General features: G+C 42.8%; 15 protein-coding genes. 8 read left to right on the top strand and 7 right to left on the bottom strand.

Annotated features, from left to right (window positions below; genetic code table 11):
• Positions 1 to 156: 156 nt before the first annotated feature.
• The 4 genes from RMY32_RS00300 to RMY32_RS00285 all read right to left on the bottom strand — a co-directional run bounded on the left by RMY32_RS00300 (position 157) and on the right by RMY32_RS00285 (position 4,752).
• The gene (locus tag RMY32_RS00300) at positions 157 to 507 is read right to left on the bottom strand and encodes a hypothetical protein (RefSeq protein ID WP_322711793.1); all 351 of its coding nucleotides are present in this window, start codon (positions 505 to 507) and stop codon (positions 157 to 159) included.
• 111 nt (positions 508 to 618) lie between these two features.
• The gene (locus RMY32_RS00295; RefSeq protein ID WP_322711792.1) at positions 619 to 2,148 is read right to left on the bottom strand and encodes a HEAT repeat domain-containing protein; all 1,530 of its coding nucleotides are present in this window, start codon (positions 2,146 to 2,148) and stop codon (positions 619 to 621) included.
• Between the two features lie 12 nt (positions 2,149 to 2,160).
• A complete protein-coding gene (locus RMY32_RS00290; RefSeq protein ID WP_322711791.1) occupies positions 2,161 to 3,045 on the bottom strand; it encodes a hypothetical protein in 885 nt (294 codons plus the stop codon).
• A gap of 27 nt (positions 3,046 to 3,072) precedes the next feature.
• Entirely contained in the window at positions 3,073 to 4,752 is a 1,680-nt protein-coding gene (locus tag RMY32_RS00285; protein ID WP_322711790.1) for a hypothetical protein, read from the bottom strand.
• 621 nt (positions 4,753 to 5,373) lie between these two features.
• Between RMY32_RS00285 and RMY32_RS00280 the strand changes: the two genes are divergently transcribed.
• Positions 5,374 to 6,570 (top strand): ABC exporter membrane fusion protein, encoded by a 1,197-nt coding sequence (locus RMY32_RS00280; protein WP_322711794.1) that lies wholly within the window; start codon positions 5,374 to 5,376, stop codon positions 6,568 to 6,570.
• 149 nt (positions 6,571 to 6,719) lie between these two features.
• Entirely contained in the window at positions 6,720 to 7,892 is a 1,173-nt protein-coding gene (gene devC, locus RMY32_RS00275; protein WP_322711789.1) for an ABC transporter permease DevC, read from the top strand.
• A 5-nt stretch (positions 7,893 to 7,897) separates the two neighbouring features.
• On the opposite strand, the gene RMY32_RS00270 is transcribed toward devC, so the two are convergent.
• Complete coding sequence (locus RMY32_RS00270; RefSeq protein WP_322711788.1) at positions 7,898 to 8,059, bottom strand: hypothetical protein; 162 nt, start codon at positions 8,057 to 8,059, stop codon at positions 7,898 to 7,900.
• 17 nt (positions 8,060 to 8,076) lie between these two features.
• Between RMY32_RS00270 and RMY32_RS00265 the strand changes: the two genes are divergently transcribed.
• The 3 genes from RMY32_RS00265 to RMY32_RS00255 all read left to right on the top strand — a co-directional run bounded on the left by RMY32_RS00265 (position 8,077) and on the right by RMY32_RS00255 (position 10,898).
• Positions 8,077 to 8,775 carry a DevA family ABC transporter ATP-binding protein gene (locus RMY32_RS00265; protein WP_322711787.1) on the top strand — a complete coding sequence of 233 codons (699 nt, stop codon included), beginning with the start codon at positions 8,077 to 8,079 and terminating at the stop codon, positions 8,773 to 8,775.
• A gap of 525 nt (positions 8,776 to 9,300) precedes the next feature.
• Complete coding sequence (locus RMY32_RS00260; protein WP_322711786.1) at positions 9,301 to 10,236, top strand: M23 family metallopeptidase; 936 nt, start codon at positions 9,301 to 9,303, stop codon at positions 10,234 to 10,236.
• Positions 10,237 to 10,358: 122 nt separating this feature from the next.
• Complete coding sequence (locus RMY32_RS00255; protein WP_190909652.1) at positions 10,359 to 10,898, top strand: late competence development ComFB family protein; 540 nt, start codon at positions 10,359 to 10,361, stop codon at positions 10,896 to 10,898.
• Between the two features lie 76 nt (positions 10,899 to 10,974).
• Here the strand turns inward: RMY32_RS00255 and RMY32_RS00250 are convergent, their stop codons facing one another.
• On the bottom strand, positions 10,975 to 11,694 hold the full coding sequence (locus RMY32_RS00250; protein WP_409882149.1) for a L,D-transpeptidase: 720 nt from the start codon (positions 11,692 to 11,694) through the stop codon (positions 10,975 to 10,977).
• A gap of 1,097 nt (positions 11,695 to 12,791) precedes the next feature.
• On the opposite strand from RMY32_RS00250, the gene RMY32_RS00245 reads away from it, so the two are divergent.
• Entirely contained in the window at positions 12,792 to 13,448 is a 657-nt protein-coding gene (locus RMY32_RS00245; RefSeq protein WP_322711783.1) for a sigma-70 family RNA polymerase sigma factor, read from the top strand.
• A gap of 166 nt (positions 13,449 to 13,614) precedes the next feature.
• Positions 13,615 to 14,229, top strand: coding sequence for an anti-sigma factor family protein (locus RMY32_RS00240; RefSeq protein WP_322711782.1), 615 nt, complete (start codon positions 13,615 to 13,617; stop codon positions 14,227 to 14,229).
• Positions 14,230 to 14,238: 9 nt separating this feature from the next.
• On the opposite strand, the gene RMY32_RS00235 is transcribed toward RMY32_RS00240, so the two are convergent.
• Positions 14,239 to 14,694: a gamma-glutamylcyclotransferase gene (locus tag RMY32_RS00235; protein WP_322711781.1), complete on the bottom strand. Its 456-nt coding sequence runs from the start codon at positions 14,692 to 14,694 to the stop codon at positions 14,239 to 14,241.
• A gap of 805 nt (positions 14,695 to 15,499) precedes the next feature.
• On the opposite strand from RMY32_RS00235, the gene leuS reads away from it, so the two are divergent.
• Positions 15,500 to 18,145, top strand: coding sequence for a leucine--tRNA ligase (leuS, locus tag RMY32_RS00230; RefSeq protein ID WP_322711780.1), 2,646 nt, complete (start codon positions 15,500 to 15,502; stop codon positions 18,143 to 18,145).
• The last annotated feature ends 289 nt before the right edge of the window (positions 18,146 to 18,434 follow it).

The following is an 18,434-nucleotide window of genomic DNA, read 5'->3' as shown; positions in this document are numbered from 1 at the left end:
TGGCAGTTTATCAAACGTCAGTTCAAGGGCGAGAATTTCTCAAATTTAGAGGAATTGCGCCAACGGATTAAACATGAGTTAGCTCAAATGTCTTCCGAGTTAATCTCCTGTTTGACCTGTTATGATTTTATCCTTGAAGCTTTATTCTATGCATCTTCATAGAGAATTGGTATGAATATAAAACTGTTCTTCAGAAATAGAGAGAATGAAATCACAAAATACATTCAATCCTTTACTACTATCTACATCAAAATCTGTTCCAGAAAACAGTGATATTTGATAATTCAATTGTCGTCTAACTTCCGTCAGAACTGGCATAATTAGTAATTCGGAACGTGCTTTTTCAGTGTTAATAGCAGTTGCTAATTGAATGTATTCTTCTAAGAGCGTTGTTAAGGTAGCGGAAGGTTGAATAGACGACACATCTTTAAATAAATTGCGCTTTTCATCAATTACAACTTGAAATGTTTCTTGAACTTTGGCAAGTGTGAAATCACTATATGCCATCTGCAACATCCTCAATTATTTACAAGTTATACCAATTCTCTAAAATCCAGCAACAAATTCAAACCCTGAAACCCCTACTAAATCTGACGGATATTAATTACGAATTACGAATTACGAATTGGTATTAACTCTAGCGGCTGCGCGGACAATTCGGTTGCTATCTTCAGCAAGTTGCTGGCATAAAACGCTCGGAGTCCCAGAATTATCAGCAACGGCGTAGCGTTCTAGCCAGGATGCAGACTGCGCTCCTTGAGTCAGCACTTCATGGGGAGTTAGCGGGTGGAGGAGTGTCACAAACCGCACAAAGGCATTTTCTGAACTCGCGTATTCTGCAAGTATGCTGACTAAATCATCAGTGCTGGGGTTGTAGAGGCGGTAGAGTCCGCGCAAGGTGGGACTGGTTTGGCGGGTAGTGGGTTGCACAATTAAATCGCGGAGGCTTTCGCGGATGAGTGCGGGAGTGTTGTGATTTTGAGCAACTGCGCGGCGGACTTCGACTTTTTCATCGTTTGCCAGTTGTGTCAGTATTGTTTCAGGTAGGTTAGAATTACTAGCCGCAGCAGTGCGTACACTGGAGTTTTCATCACCTGCGAGAACTTGTAAAACAGTAATTGGTGTATTGGGGTTAGTTGCTACTTTGATTCGCACCTCTACTTGTTCATCCTGCGCCAGTAATTCCAAAACGCTTACAGGTGAATTGATTGCAGCCGCAACAGCTCCACGCACAGATATTTCCGTATCTTCTGCTAAACGCAACCACAGCGCCTCTGTCAAATTGGGATGGCGAACTAAACAAACACGCACTTCTACACAAGGATCTTGGACAAGAATGCTCAGTAGTTGTGGTGTTAAGCTGGGGTTGTACGCAAGCGATCGCACTATACTATCATCAGTTGTAGGCGGAATAAACGAGCGCGGATCTGGTGTTGCACCGATAAATTCTCTTCTTGCTAAAATCTCCAATGCCTCAATAGGTGTGCGAGGATTACCAGCTATTGATTGCAGCACATCATTATGATTCCCCGGAAATGCACTTTTGAGCATATCCACTGTTTGATTTGGCGTATTTCCTGAATTTTGGCTACTCAGAACAATTTCAGCAAGTGCGCGAGGCGGTGTGTTGGGATTGCGAACAACTTCCAAACGAGTTGTAAAATCTGGGTGACTAGCTAGCACTTCCAAAGTTTCAGGAAATGTATTAGCATTATTGGCAACAGCACGAACTGTAGCTACATAAGAATCTCTAGCTAACTGTCTTAAAACGGTGGCTGGTGTATTAGGGTGAGATGCGACTCGATACCGCACTGAACTATCGGTGTGACTTGCTAACTGTGACAAAGTTTCAATAGGCATTTGTGAACCTTTGACAGGATGTTTAATAAAATCAGCAAGATTTTTGCTACTCATGTTTTTAACCGCCTGAGCAAGCACAATCCCTGGTGTATTAGGATTGCGTTGATTTACAAGATTTTCTTCTAAGCCCAAACGAGTGAGAATTGTGACAGGAGTATTGGGGTTAGCAGTCAGTTTCGCTTTTACTTCACGGCTGGTATCGTTGGCTAACCGCGTCAAAATTTCAACAGATGAATCGGGATGTTCTGCAACTTTGGCTCTGACTTGCTCAGATTCATCTTGCGCCAATATTTCTAATACTTAAACAGGTGTAGGTGTTTTGTTATGAGATGATTTATACGCAAGTGACTGTCGAATTTTTACACTAGAATCTCGTGCAAGTTCGAGTAAACAATTGAGGGGTAAATTGGAGTTTTGCGAGACAGCTTGACGCACAGTTTCATCTGGATCTTTTGCCAGTCGTTCCAATATTTGAATCGGAGTTTTATTGCTACGTGCTGCGGTTAGTTTAGCTTTTTGATCTCCCTTTTCCACAACCTGCGCTAAAGCATAAGAACTATTAGTGCGACGAGCCATTAATTGATGAGCGTTTGCAGTTTCTTGCTCCTCCTCTATAGCTAGCAATAACCGATAACGTTCAAGGAGAGGAAATTTGGGATTTTTCAGTACAGTCTCACGTACACTTGAAATATTATTAATTGTTTTCTCCACAGGCTGTCTGGTAAGTTGCACCAAGATATTAGTCGGAGTACCAGGATTTTCAGCTACCCAATTACGGGTTGTGCTATTGCTGTCCTGGGCTAATTCTGCCAGTGCCTCGGTGGGTGCATTGGGGTTTCTAGAAACTGCTTGACGACCTACACCAGGGCGAGTCATTAACTGAGCTATAATTTCCGGTAGAGTATTTGGATTTCTGGCAATTCCTTCTTGAATGTTGTTCCAATTTGTAGAAAGAAGTTGCTCAAAATACTCCATTCGTTCTGCTTCTGGAATTTGTGGATTATAGACAAGTGCTAAAAATAAGTCGCAGTCACTCTCATGAGAAGTAAGCGGTATTGATGGTCTTCTAAGCTGATTAATTAATTCATTCCGTAAAGCAACTGGAGTATTTTGATTGCCAACCAACGCTACAGCTATAGAGCGTTTTCTTGAGTTATTTTTAACGCCACTGTTAATTAATGCCAAAATACTTACAATATTTGTAACTACTTGTTATTGTAGTTTATTTGATAATCTAGAAAGAATTTCTGTCCATTCAGATAAAAATCTATTCATTAATATAGATAATTCGTTTTTTGTATCTTCATAACTTAAAGTTCTTGTCATTACCTCCAAAAAATCAGGACTTTCAAAAAATATCATCCATTGATCAACATTAACAACAATATTATTAGGATATAAAGTTTGATGCTTGAAATCAGACATGAATTTATCAGCAGTGGAATTGAACGAGTTAGCATTAACCGCATACTCAGAAGCTAAGACTCGTCGAATTTCCCGTAAAAGCTTGGTGCGATAAGACTCATTTTGCCCTATCGCCTCTAAAACATACACTGGTGTTTCGGGATTTTTGGCAATTTCGACTTTAATATTGTCCTCCGCATAAAGTATCAACTCTGATAAAATTCGTAGTTTTAGTTGTTCAAGAGTTTGGCAATTTTGGGCAACAGCAAGCTTGACATGAGGATTGGGACACTGGGCCAATTGTTCTAAAATCTTCACCGAAACTTGCGGATGTTCGGCAACATCAGTGAGAAATCTAATCTCATCCTGAACCCATTTTTCAGATATTCCTGGCGTTGATCCGGCTTTTCTTTCTTGTTCTAGTTTCTCTGCTCTTAATGCTTCTAAATCAATATTTACAAACTCAGCTAAAAACTTTGTTGGTGTATTTGGTTGTTTTAGTAAAAAATAACGAAGTTCCTTATTTTTCCAAATTGGCTGGTTTGTTACTAATTCATTGAAAACCCGCTCTAAAATACTAGTTGGTAAATTTTCCCTTCTTTTCAAAAGCTGCTGTTGAGTTGGGAACAGTTGATGCAATATCTCTTCCGTTGCATTTCTATGTTCTGCTACAACTGCTTGTATTGCTTTATCTTGATGTTCTGCTAGCACAGCCAAAACATCTGCCGGTGTTTCTGGATTCTTCGCCACCGCTAACTGAATTTTGTACACCGCATCTCCAGCCAACTGCATCAGCGTCTCTGCTGTCGCTGAGGGATTTTGCGCCACAGCCAACCGAATCCACGGCCAACGACTCTGCCCCAGCATCGCTAATTGTTCGCTATCGGTATTCCAGTCCGATGCAACTGCATACTGTCCTTCTACTAGTTCAATTAATGGTGGTGGACAACTGGGATTAAATTTCACCGCCAACCGCACTGGTAATTCTAAATCACCCGCTAACTGTTCCAACACTGCTGACGGCGTTTCTGGCGACTCTGCTACCTGCAAGCGTGGTTCTAAAGTTGGCTCCTGTGCCAGTCGCTCTAACAGTTGCAACCGATAACGCAATGGCATTTGAGGATTTCGCAACCCTTGAATTAGTCGCTCGGCTGGAACCCATTCGCTGAGAAAGCAAGGAGGGACAGGCCCAATTTTGAGCAGTTCTACCGCCAATCGGTCGTTTTGCCCTAGCTGACGCTGTTGCAGGATTTCATCAACTGCTTGCTGCCAGCCGTCTGTTATTTCTCCTGCCAAATTTACGTGTAAATTTGCTGCTTCTGCTACCTGCTCATCAGGACTATTAACTAGAATTTCTAGGATACTACGCGGTGTCTGGTGAAAACTAGCAACGGCTAATTGCAACGCCACTGACTGTTGCAATAACTCCTCTGGCGCTGACAAAAATCTTTGCAAATCCGATCCGCTAACTGGCTGAAGAGGTTGCATGGCTGTATAACCAAAAGCAGTACATTTATACTATAAAAGAGATGCGTCAAAACTATTGTGAAAGTTCTGTATCGCTATCTTTATAATTCCCAATAGCAAACATAATTAATACAGCAATCCTATTTGATTTGTGAAAATTGCAAGCTACAGGTATCCCAATGCGGTTTAGTTAACCTTATCTTTGAATGGGATTATAGCGGTTCTTCGCTGAGTGAGGTACATCATGTCATTAGGAAACACTATAATCATCAAAATTTGATATAAATTTCCACCGATCGCAATCACAGCAAATATTTTTTGTTATTTACTTAATTTGATTGTGATTGTTGGCGCTGTTACAACCCGGAATTTTAAAACCGTTTACTATACCTGAGTACTTTCATCAAACAAAAGTAGTTTGCTAAAAACATAAACCTCTAATTCGGTAGAGATATTCGTTGTTATCCTAACCAGCTAAATCACTTCATCTCAGTAAAATCTCAACAATTTCCAAATTATTTTATGGACTTGGAAGTGATAAATCAAGAATAACTGACTAAAGAAGTAGCAATTAGCAAACAAGTACGGAGAAAAGCCTAATCTGTTCTTTTTTCTGCGCCACTAGTTAAGAGGTAATCTATGGTGCGAAACTCAAAGCTAGGGTACAGAACGTCCCCTAAGTCTATTCTGCGTCCATCCGTTGCTATAGGTATAACTATATCTTTATTGGTTGGCGGAATAAGTTTTTATATAGTAAAACGCGGGCAAAATTATGCCAATCAAGAGGCACAAGTGCCAGCAACGCAATTGCCACAGTTAAAAACGGTAACAGCTTTAGGGCGACTCGAACCACAGGGAAAGGTAATTAAACTCTCTGCTGCGGTGTCTGCGGAAGGAAGTCGGGTAGAAAAGTTGTTGGTAAAGGAAGGGGATAGGGTAAAAGCAGGACAAGCGATCGCAATTTTGAACAGCCGCGATCGCCTCCAAGCAGCATTCAAAGAGGCGCAAGAACAAGTAAAAGTAGCCCAAGCAAACCTAAACCGCACCCAAGCAGGTGCTAAACGCGGTGAAATTGCCGCCCAAAAAGCTGCGATCGCTCGCCTAGAAGCCGAACGCCAAGGTGATATTAATGCCCAAGCCGCGACAGTTGAGCGATTTCAAGCCGAAGTGCGTAATGCCCAAGCAGAAGACGAACGCTATCAGCAACTATATCAACAAGGCGCAATTTCCGCTTCCCAACGAGATAGCAAGCGTTTAAACTTGGAAACCGCCCAAAAAAGCTTACAAGAAGCCCAAGCACAGTTAAATCGTACCCAATCAACTAGTCAGCAACAAGTTAAACAAGCCACAGCAACACTCGACGAAATCGCCGAAGTGCGGGGAGTGGATGTAGAAGCCACCCAAGCAGAAGTCAATCGTGCCGTAGCAGCCATGAATCTGGCAAAAGTCAATCTCGAACAGGCTGTAGTGCGATCGCCCCAAAATGGACAGGTATTTGAGATCCATACCCATCCTGGAGAATTAGTATCAAATGATGGCATTGCAGATATTGGACAAACCAGCCAGATGTATGTCATCGCCGAAGTCTACGAAAGCGATATCGGCAAAGTGCATTCAGGGCAGCAAGTGCGAATCTTTGGTGATAACCTCCCAATTGAATTGCAGGGAATCGTAGATCGCAAAGGCTTGCAAGTGCGACGGCAGAATGTCATTAACACAGATCCCGTCAGCAATATCGACAACAGAGTAGTAGAAGTCCACATCCGACTAGATGAAACTTCCAGCCAAAAAGCCGCCACCTTAACCAATATGCAAGTTAAGGCAGTAATTGAATTGTGAAAAGGGCATTGGGCATTGGGCATGGGGCATTGGGTATGGGGCAATTGGACATTGGTTATTTCCCTTGTCCCCCTTGTCCTCCTTGTCCTCCTTGTCCCCCTTGTCCTCCTTGTTCCCACTCCCCAGTCCCCAACCCCCAGTACCTAATTATGGGATTGCTCAAACAACTGCGACGGCGAACCCCTCTAGGATGGCTGCAACTGAATCATGAAAAAAGCCGTCTTTTCGTAGCATTATCAGGCATTGCCTTTGCGGATCTTCTGATGTTTATGCAGCTAGGTTTTCAAACTGCGCTGTATGACAGTAACACCAGACTACATCGCAGTTTACAAGCAGACATTGTTTTAACCAGTCCCCAAGCCCGTAACTTGGCAAGCTTGTCTACATTTTCTCGGCGGCGACTTTACCAAGCAATGGATATACCAGGGGTGAAGTCGGCCCAAGCAATGTATTTTAACAACACAATCTGGAAAAATCCCCAAACACACCGTGAAACAGGGGTGTTAGTTATCGGCTTTAACCCAGACAAACCAGCTTTTGATTTACCAGATGTTAACCAGCAATTACAAGCGATCAAAATGCCGGATACCGTCTTGTTTGATCGTAATGCAAGAGGAGATTATCAAAAAGCGATCGCTCAAATTGACCAAGGTAAAACCTTAACTACCGAAATAGAACGGCGCACAATTACCATTAGTGGCTTATTCCAAGTCGGGGCTTCCTTTGGCTTTGATGGCAACCTGATTACCAGCGATCAAAACTTTTTGCGCCTATTTTCTGGGCGACAGTCGAGCAGTGTCAGTCTAGGTTTGATTCTTCTGAAACCAGGCTATGACCCGAAAAAAGTAGCAGCAATGCTCAAAGCCTACCTCAGAGATGATGTCAGAGTATTAACCCACGCGGAATTTATTGAATTTGAGAATAACTTTTGGAGAACAAATTCCCCAATTGGGTTTATTTTCAGTCTAGGTGTATCGATGGGATTTGTGGTAGGCACGATCATCGTCTATCAAGTCCTCTCTAACGATGTTAATGCCCACGTTCGAGAATACGCCACCTTTAAAGCAATGGGATATCGCAATTACTACCTGCTAGGTGTGGTGCTTGAAGAATCGTTGATCTTAGCAGCATTGGGCTTCTTTCCCGGATTAGGAGTGTCCTTAGTGCTTTATCAACTGACTCGCAGTGCTACAAATTTGCCCATGTACATAACCGCGATTCGGACATTACAGGTATTAGTACTGACCATCATTATGTGTACAATTTCCGGTGCGATCGCCACCCGCAAACTCCAAGCCACCGATCCCGCTGATATGTTTTAAATTTGTCATTTGTCATTGGTCATTTGCAAAGGACATAGACGCACCAGCGGTGAAGCAGCGCGGTCTTGGGGGTTTCCCCCATGAGCGACTGCTGAACCCGTTGGCGCAGCCTCTCGTAGAGAAGGGCTTCCCGCAGGGTAGGACAAATGAGCAATGACGATCGTCACGAGTAATCGATCTATTTATGACTAGTCAATCCATCATCTCCATCCAGAATCTCGACCACCACTTTGGTCATGGCTCACTCCGCAAGCAAGTTTTATGTAATATCAACTTAGAGATTAATGCTGGTGAAATTATTATCATGACTGGGCCTTCTGGTTCTGGAAAGACTACCTTACTAACTTTAGTGGGTGGATTACGTTCTGCCCAATCTGGTAGTTTGCAGGTGTTGGGACGAGAACTTTGTGGTGCTAGTGCTGAAGAACTAGTGCAAGCACGACGCCATAACGGTTATATTTTCCAAGGACATAACTTGCATGGTAGTTTAACGGCACTCCAAAACGTCAAAATGGCTTTAGAATTGCACAAACATCTTGGGTTAAAAAAAATGCGAGCTAGGTCAGCCCTAATGTTAGAGCAAGTAGGATTGCGAAATCATTTGCATTACTATCCCGATCGACTGTCTGGGGGACAAAAACAACGAGTAGCGATCGCTCGTGCTTTAGTCAGTCATCCTCAAATAATTCTCGCGGATGAACCCACCGCCGCCCTTGACAGTCAGTCAGGACGAGATGTAGTCAATCTCATGCAAAAACTGGCAAAAGAACAAGGCTGTACCATCTTGATGGTTACTCATGACAACCGTATCCTAGATATTGCCGATCGCATAGTTCAGATGGAAGATGGCAGACTCAAGTCAAAAGTAATACTATCAGCCTAAAGTTAATTCGCGTATTCCATCATTCAGAGTTGATTTATAAAGTAAATCTGAAGTGTGGCGTGGCAGACTCACACTTTTGCCTTAATATCATAGTTTTTTGGCAACTAAAGCGCTATTCTCAGTAAGTTTTAAAATAATATTTCCGAATGGTATGTATATAGTTTAATTTATCTTCACTGACTTACTTACCTAGTTTAAGTAATTTCCCCATACCAATTTCAACCTAAGAATGTGATATTAGTGTCCAGTTGAAAAAGTGTCCAGTTGATTCCGAGATTTCCTTCAAGTATTATTTATGTAATCACAGTTAAATTTTATGCTCATTGCCAATGTCATACACCTTGGTTATTAGAGTCAAGACCAATTTCCTAAAATTACAGATAAAATGATTTGCCCTTGCAATCCATAAATATCTGGATAATTTCCGAAAATTTATGGTTGTCAACAACATCGGCTTCAAACAGGAAACACTAGCGATAATAAGCTAATCTATTTTCCAATACAAGCAAGGGTTTTTGTAGTTCTATGATTATTGAGGATAGCGCTAGTAGTTCAAACAAAAATTTGCTCGGTTTTGATGTCAAAACTTTGACAGCCAATTGCCGTGCAAGAAATGTGTTAAAGGGAATATTTGCTGTTCTCCCGATCGCCTTGGCATTACCTGTAGATGCTTTGCAAGTAAAGGTGATTCCAACTAATCCTAAATTAGGGGATACACTCTCGGTGCAGATTAATCTAGATAATCCAGAGAATGGTACAAAACCAACAGTAGCTAGTGGCAAGAATACATACCCAGCCTTTGAAATTGCGCCCAATCAGTATCGGGCTTTTGTTCCCACAACTCCATTAGAAAAAGCTGGAACTAGAACACTTCGGGTTGCAGGGGATGGTCAAGTGCAAAACTTAGCAGTGAATGTGCTTAATCGCAAATTCCCCGTACAACGTATTACTTTGCCACCTGGTAAAGCTGGAGTGGATGCCACAGAGTATGAACTTAAGCGTGTGGCAGCTTTGAAGGCGCTACAAACATCAGAAAAGTATTGGAATGGAGTATTCCTGAAGCCAAATGCAGGGCGGATGAGTACAAACTATGGTGTACGTCGCTACTATAATGGTACATTTGCAAAAGACTACTATCATCGTGGTCTTGACTACGCTGGTGCTGCCGGTTCACCGGTAATTGCCCCAGCCGCTGGGCGAGTAGCTTTGGTAGGTAGGGTATCCCAAGGGTTTCGGATACACGGTAACGTAGTTGGCATTGACCACGGTCAAGGAGTAACCAGTATTTTCATGCACCTGAGTCGTATTAACGTTAAAGAAGGTGATTTTGTGAAAGCTGGTCAACTAATTGGTGCAGTAGGTTCAACAGGTGCTGCCACGGGGCCGCATTTACACTGGGGTCTATATGTCAACGGACAATCTGTCGATCCAACACCTTGGCGAACTAAGGTTGTTAACTAGATAGAGGCAGAATTGATCCTGTCTTTGCATAATTTGTGTATTTTTTGCTGAGAATTACGCAAAATAAATTGGATTGATACCGTCCCTACCAAGCTTTGCCAACATAAATGATGATAAGCGTTATGAGTATCGAAAAAATTGTAGAACAAGCTCTCCAGGATGGTTATTTGACACCAGCAATGGAAGCAGAAGTCGGTAGAATCTGTGATAACGCCTCAGAACTCTCAATTGAAGAGTATATGGCGTTGGATCGGCTGATGGGTGCGCTATTGACTGGTGAGGTAGTGGCGGTACCTCGCAAACAATTTATTAACGTTATGGAAGAATTGGTGCTGACGGAAGCGATCGCCCGAGTCGCAGAAATTGAAGCCACCAGCGAAAGTTCTCTAGATGTCGGGGATATTGCCGCTTACGCTCTCAATCGGCTACCACCTTTGTATGCTACTACAGAAGAGGGTGCTAACTTCCAGCGCCAAACGGCTCAGGCACAACTGCAAGACTTAATTTCTCAACAAATAAGCGAGGCGATTAACCGTTACCTCGATCGACCCAATTTCTTCCCAGAACGGCAAGCATTGGGTAAAAATACTGGCAATGAGGTTGTACGTCAAGTTAGTGCTTTACTCCAAACATACGCGCCTAACTTTGAGCAAAAATTATAATTTTAAGAGTCATTAGTCATTGGTCATTTGTTTTAGACAAAGGACAAAGGACAAAGGACTAATCACTCTTAACTAATTAATCACGTACTAACACTTTTGTCCCTATACTCACTTGCTCATATAACAATCTGACATCAGAATTTCGCATTCTTAAGCAGCCGTGGGATACAGCCGTTCCTACTAGGTCAACATCCGGCGTGCCATGAAAGCCAATTTCATTCCGTCCATCTGACCAAAAACCAATCCATCTATCTCCCAAGGGACTATCCGTACCAGCCTGAAATACTTTGCCAGTAATCGGGTGACGCCAGATTGGAAAGTGTCGCATGTGGATCACCTGGAAAGAACCTGTGGGCGTTTCCCAACCTTTTTTACCAACAGCAATGGGATAACTGGCGATCACCTCTTCTCCTGCATATACATAAGTGCGGCGATCGCTTAAATCAACCACCACTTGCGTCTTGACATTTGCCAGCCTACTAGATGGTACTTGTTGGGCTGAAGCCTGAGACCACAGACCTTTTGGCCAACTATCTGCAACTGGATTTTGTCTTACTGCTGGCGCTACCAGCTGCGGCTGAGTTGGTAAGTCGCTTGCTTTAGCTACATTATTCTTAATAATTTGGGGTTTAGTTTGAGGCTTAATGGTAGCAGGCTTGAGTTTAGAAGCCCTACGAATAGTTGCTTTCGCTAGATTCTTCTTAATTATTTGCGACTTATTAATAGTAGAAGCCCTACGAGTAGTTGTTTTAGCTAGATTCTTCTTAATTATTTTTGATTTAGTTTTAGGTTTAATAGCAGAGGACTTTGGTGTAAACGTCCTCTGGGCAGTCGAGCCTTGGGTAACTTTATCAGGTGGCACAGATCCACCCAGCGCAATTTCCCCCAAACTCACTTGGGAAAGATTTTTGTAGACTCCCTCTGTCCGGCTTCCTTTAAGATTGGTTCGGGTAGAATCTCCCCGCATCGAAGTAGATGCAGACTTCTCATATTGCCGTTCCGCCGTACTAATGCGCCAATGGACAGCTAAGGATAAAAATGCTGTGCCAAAACAAAGCAGCATTACCATACGCCCTACAGATTCGTTTCTTACCATTGCCATCGCCTATTGTTTATCCCTGACATATCCAGCCGAGCAATTGGATGAGTTCATCATCCTATTATCAAAAATTTATCAATACTTATCATTTCCGCTGTAAATCTGCCAACACCTCTGGGCAAACTAAGACTATATAAATTGTCCCAGTGGCAAAATTCCAAGTGAGCAACCTCATTCCTCAAAAGTTTTGAGGGTCGTAAGCCTCTTTTCGGATTTTTTAGTGGAACTCTTGAAATATAGCAATCAATCATTAATGGTGTAGGTGGGTGAAAAACCATGTTTGAAAAACTATTGCTAGCGGTAACAATTACATTTTCCCTCAATTTCTTTTTTCAAGTTCGCGTACCAGAGCCACATAACTCTAGTACTGCTTTCGGGCCACAATCAGAACAATCAGCAACTATTCTGGTAACGAAATCAAAAAATTAAATCACCATCTTAGCAACCACAGCAACCTAACTTCCAGAAATTATTACCCGAATTTTAAAGGTATCAAGAAGTTAGAATTACAAAATTTTATCTTCATTTTTATAGCTAAATTTAATTATCTCGATCAAGCGTATATACCCAGTTGCTAAAAGTACTAAAATGTGCATGAGATCGCGCATTGGTTCCTCGATCGGTCTTAGGTAACTATGGGAGCAGTATAAGGAAAAGTGGCTCTGCTTATTGCTATAAATGTATCCAAAATTGTCTGCTTCAGTGTTCCAGTCATAAATCCGTCACCTGAGCATGGAACTTCTGTACCATTAGCAGGTCTAATAGATAGGGATGATTTAGAGCCAGTACGATCTATGAGTCAATCGATTACTGTATCCTGGTCAACGGTTGATGCAAAGTATCCAGAAGCATCAGTGCAAGTTGACAAACTCCCTAACCACGATTTAATTTTGCGCTGTCAAGTCGGGCTGCGACCAGATCGTGCTGCTTTTGCGGAACTGTTACGTCGCTATCAAAGTCAAGTCGATCGAGTTCTATACCACTTAGCTCCAGATTGGCCTGACAGAGCCGATTTGGCTCAAGAAGTTTGGATTCGAGTGTATCGGAACATTAACCGATTACAAGAGCCTGCTAAATTTCGGGGCTGGTTAAGCCGCATTGCCACGAACTTGTTTTACGACGAGTTACGTAAACGCAAGCGGGTGATGAGTCCTTTGTCACTGGATGCTCCCCGTTCCTTAGAGGACGGCGAGATGGATTGGGAAATCGCTGGCGATACGCCAGGCCCTGAAGAAGAACTGACAACGAGAGAATTTTACGAGCAATTGCGGGAAGCAATCGCGGATTTACCAGAAGTTTTTCGTACTACCATTGTCCTGAGAGAAATCGAAGGCATGGCTTATGAAGAAATTGCCGAAATCACTGGAGTTTCTCTAGGAACAGTGAAGTCCAGAATCGCCAGAGCTAGATCGAGGCTGCAAGCCCACTTGCAGAATTATCTAGACTCCTAATTTTCTTAATTTACAGTATCTTGCTTCTGCCCAATGGCAGAATTTAAGCATAGATTAAAAATTACTAGAAAGACGTAGATTGTTTCTGCCTTTAGAGGGAAAATTGGCTAATTTTCCCAAAATTCCCGCCCAGTTTACCCGTGTATGAATTGGTAATAATGTTAAGATGACTACTGATTCTCAGTTTTACGACCGTTCTCCTTTGCAACTTCCTCAAGATTTGTCAGATGGAATGGCCAAGCATACCAATGAATCAACGGGTCTTATGGATATGGTGAAGCGCGATCGCTTCGAGTTATTGAGTGCTTACCTCGATGGTGAAGTTACAGCCACCGAACGCAGGCAAGTAGAAGAATGGCTGGCAAATGATGCCTCAGTTCAATGTTTGTATGCCCGACTGTTAAAGCTGCGCCAAGGTTTGCGGACGCTCCCAGTGCCAGCAGCCCAACAGTCGCCAGAAGAAACAGTTCAACAAGTATTGACACGTTTGCGCCGCCGCTCCCGTTTAAACTGGATAGCGGCAGGTGCAGCTGTTGCTGCTTGTGCGATCGGTGCAATATCTGGCTTAGTAAATGGTGGTTCGATGGTGCCGCAACTGGCGCAACAACCACAAAGAGAACCGATACAAACGTCCTCAGCGTCTATAGTTCCCCCTTCCCCGCTGATGGTGGGACTAAATAACCCGGTAATTGAAATTCCGAAAGCAGCAGTAGCCTCTCCAGAAAATTCGATTTATCAGGTTCAGCCGCAACGACACGACCCCAAACAGGACATAAACTAATCGCAAAGTTTACAGTTCAAAACTGTACTCTAGGGTTAAACCACAGCCGCTCCACCAGCCGCTAGGTTGGAGTAAACCTCCTAATTGCTCAACTTGTTCTAGAGTCATTAAATAAACCCAAGCCCAACTATAAGAGAGCGACTGTGGCTCATAAACCTCGATAATTTGTCGATTATAGAGGTTTTCTGGTGTTTGTCTATTGGGCTGGTAATCTTCCAGCACATCTAGCTCATTTAAAATCTTTGGGTTGGAAAAAGAGAGTAAATATCCGTAAACTTGGCTATCTCCTAGCGTCATCGCTGGATAACCCATTGGCAGAGCAAATAATTTGCCTTGTACAATGGCTGTTTTGACATCAATTACTTTGCCAGCACAGTATCTTTTATAGTTAGCTTCACCTGGCTTAAGCGTGCCGTAGACAAAAACCTGTAGTAAATCAGTAAATTTTAGATTTGATTCAACCATTGCCTATTTTAACCATCTAACTTGACAGCAATCAAAATCTATGATCTTGAATACCTCTAGATATCAGTTATAGAGGTATTTTTGTTTACTCAGATTAAAAGTTAACGTGAGTTCGATGAACCTCTCCCTCCCAACCTCCCTCTCCCACAGGGAAAGGGAGGAGCAACGAAAAATTAGGGTTTTGGCTCCCCTCTCCGTGTCGGAGAGGGGTTGGGGGAGAGGTCAAAAAAGGGCTTGTCGAACTCACGTTAAAAGTTAAACAATATGGAGGCTACAAGACTAGTTGGATTGTCACCTTAATCGCATTTGCACAGATAGCACTCGTTCAACTAAGGCAGGGTAGAGGGTTGAAGTCACCAGGTTTCAGTGTTATTCAATTCCTTGAAGGGGTGGTAGATGAGATGAATTCACCCACTGATGAGCAAGCAGCACTGATTAAGCTGAGATGGAAGGCAAAGCTATGAGCTACCCTGACAGATACGACCAAGAAAATTTGCTTAACTTGCACAAAGCTAAGATACACCTTGAAATGGCTATCGGATTGCTAACCCAGTAAATCAGTTTAGAACCAAATACATTTAGTCCCCAGCATCCTAAGCTTAGGGACTTTTTTATGCACTATATACCTAAACTTGTTGCACTTTAGGGATATAAGATAGATAGAAATAGGGGGTAGAAAGAAATAGTAAATTGATTTTGTAAATTAAATTAGAAAATTACTAGACAGATAATTCCCTCAATATAGTGGTTCAAACGTACTAGTAAGCAAATGCTAGAAAATTAGTAGAAATAAAGTGTAACAGGCATGAAACCATTGGAAATACGTGATTCTGTAGATTCCCGATATAACCCAGCAGCAATTGAGGAAAAATGGCAAAAAACATGGGTAGAACTTGGCTTAGATAAGACACCAACAGTTAACAACAAGCCAAAATTCTATGCTCTTTCCATGTTCCCTTATCCATCGGGCAGCCTACACATGGGTCACGTCCGTAATTATACGATTACCGATGTGATTGCCCGCCTTAAACGAATGCAAGGGTATCGGGTAATACACCCAATGGGTTGGGATGCTTTTGGCTTGCCAGCAGAAAATGCCGCCATTGACCGTGGCGTACCGCCAGCAAAATGGACTTATCAGAATATGGCTCAGATGCGGCAACAATTGCAGCGTCTCGGTTTATCTATTGATTGGGAATGCGAACTCGCTACCTGTTCGCCAGATTATTACAAGTGGACACAATGGATTTTCTTGCAGTTTTTGCAAGCGGGTTTAGCTTATCAAAAAGAAGCGGCTGTAAACTGGGACCCCATTGACCAAACTGTACTGGCAAACGAACAAGTTGATAACGAAGGACGTTCTTGGCGCAGTGGTGCAATAGTTGAGCGCAAATTATTACGCCAGTGGTTTTTCAAGATTACCGACTACGCCGAAGAATTACTCAATGACTTGCATCAATTGACAGGTTGGCCGGAACGCGTCAAGTCTATGCAGGCAAACTGGATTGGCAAATCTACAGGCGCTTACTTAGAATTTCCCATTATTGGGATAGATGAAAAAATCGGCGTGTACACCACACGCCCAGATACAGTTTATGGTGTTAGCTACCTAGTATTAGCACCAGAACATCCCTTAACAAAGCGCGTCACTACAAAAGAACAACAAGCAGCGGTAGAAGCTTTTATTAAAGAGGTTTCCAATCAAAGTGAGTTGGAACGTACTGCTGAAGACAAACCTAAGCGGGGTATACCCACAGGTGGTAAGGCAATTAACCCATTTTCAGGGGAAGAAGTGCCGATTTGGATTGCTGACTATGTACTGTATGAGTATGGTACTGGAGCAGTGATGGGTGTACCGGCACACGATGTCCGGGATTTTAAGTTTGCCAAAAATTACGATTTGCCAGTTGATTTTGTCATCGTTTCCCCAGATGATGTTGCAGGTTTTGATTTAACTCCAACATCGGAGACGGATGAAGTCACACAACTAGTGCAAATTGAATATAACCAGGCATACACCGAACCAGGAATTTTAATTAATTCCGGTGCTTTTACTGCTATGTCTTCCACAGAGGCTAAACAAGCAATAATTGAATACGCCGAACAACAAGGTTTTGGTAAAGTACGGGTGCAATATCGCTTGCGGGATTGGTTGATTTCACGGCAGCGTTACTGGGGCGCACCGATACCTGTAATTCACTGTCCAAACTGTGGGATAGTACCAGTTCCCGATCGAGATTTGCCAGTACAGTTGCCGGAGGAGGTGGAATTTACTGGACGTGGTGGTTCACCTTTGACTCAGTTAGAGAGTTGGGTAAATGTACCTTGTCCAACTTGTGGCACTCCAGCAAAGCGGGAAACTGACACGATGGATACTTTTATTGATTCCTCGTGGTATTACTTGCGCTTCCCTGACGCTAAAAATGAACAACAGGTTTTTGATTCCAGTAAAATCAATGACTGGATGCCAGTTGACCAGTATGTGGGTGGGATTGAACACGCAATTTTACATTTGTTGTATTCGCGGTTCTTTACTAAGGTTCTGCGGGACAGAGGGTTACTGAACTTTGATGAACCTTTCCAACGCTTGTTAACTCAAGGTATGGTACAGGGTTTAACTTACCTAAATCCCAACAAAGGCGGCAAAGATAAATGGATTCCTTCTAATTTGGTAAATTCTGCTGACCCCCGTGACCCCCAAACAGGCGAACCACTGCAACGTCTCTACGCCACCATGTCTAAATCAAAGGGCAACGGTGTAGCGCCAGAAGATGTAATTTCCAAATACGGTGTAGATACAGCGCGGATGTTCATCTTGTTCAAAGCGCCGCCAGAAAAAGATTTGGAATGGGATGAAGCCGATGTAGAAGGACAATTCCGCTTTTTAAATCGGGTTTGGCGTTTGGTGACAGATTATATTGCGGCTGGGGTATCCCGTAAAAAACCCCAATCTGATTTAACTAAGGCAGAAAAGGAATTGCGGCGGGCGATTCACACGGCTATTCAAGCGGTGACAGAAGACGTAGAAGATGAATATCAATTCAATACCGCTATTTCCGAATTGATGAAGTTGAGTAACGCCTTAACTGATTCTGATAGCAAAAGTTCACCAATTTACGCAGAAGGTATTCGCACTTTGGTGGTTTTACTAGCACCATTTGCACCACATATTGCTGATGAATTGTGGCATTTATTGGGTGAAAGTGATTCAGTTCATACTCAAACTTGGCCATCATTTGACCCAGCTGCTTTAATAGCTGATGAAATCACTTTAGTGATTCAAGTTATGGGTAAAACTCGCGGCTCGATTCAAGTACCAGCACAAGCAGATAAAGCAGCGTTGGAGAAATATGCTCGTGAATCAGAAATTGCCCAGCGTTACATCGAAGGTAAAGAGATTAAAAAGGTAATTGTGGTGCCTGGAAAGTTGGTGAATTTTGTAGTTAGCTAAGTACAGTTTTGCATAAAATCGTGGCAAATTGAGAGTTGAAATTTAAACGCAGATGCGCTTCTCTACGAGACGCTACGCGTAGCTTGCTTCCACGAAGTGGTACGCCCTACCATAGGGAATTCGCTACGAATTAATGAAATCTTGTACTTAACCCAAGTTGCGGGTTATCAAGCTGTGGGTACTTTGCACTTGAATAGTCGTGCGCTCGTTCAGGACGAAGTGGCGGTTGCACGTCGCGCAACCGCCACCTCAATTAACTCAAAAATACAAATACTGAATTAGATTAAAG

The sequence above is a fragment of the Nostoc sp. ChiSLP03a genome (genome assembly GCF_034531215.2).
Taxonomy (GTDB): Bacteria; Cyanobacteriota; Cyanobacteriia; order Cyanobacteriales; family Nostocaceae; genus Nostoc.
This window is presented reverse-complemented; position numbering and strand designations above follow the sequence as displayed.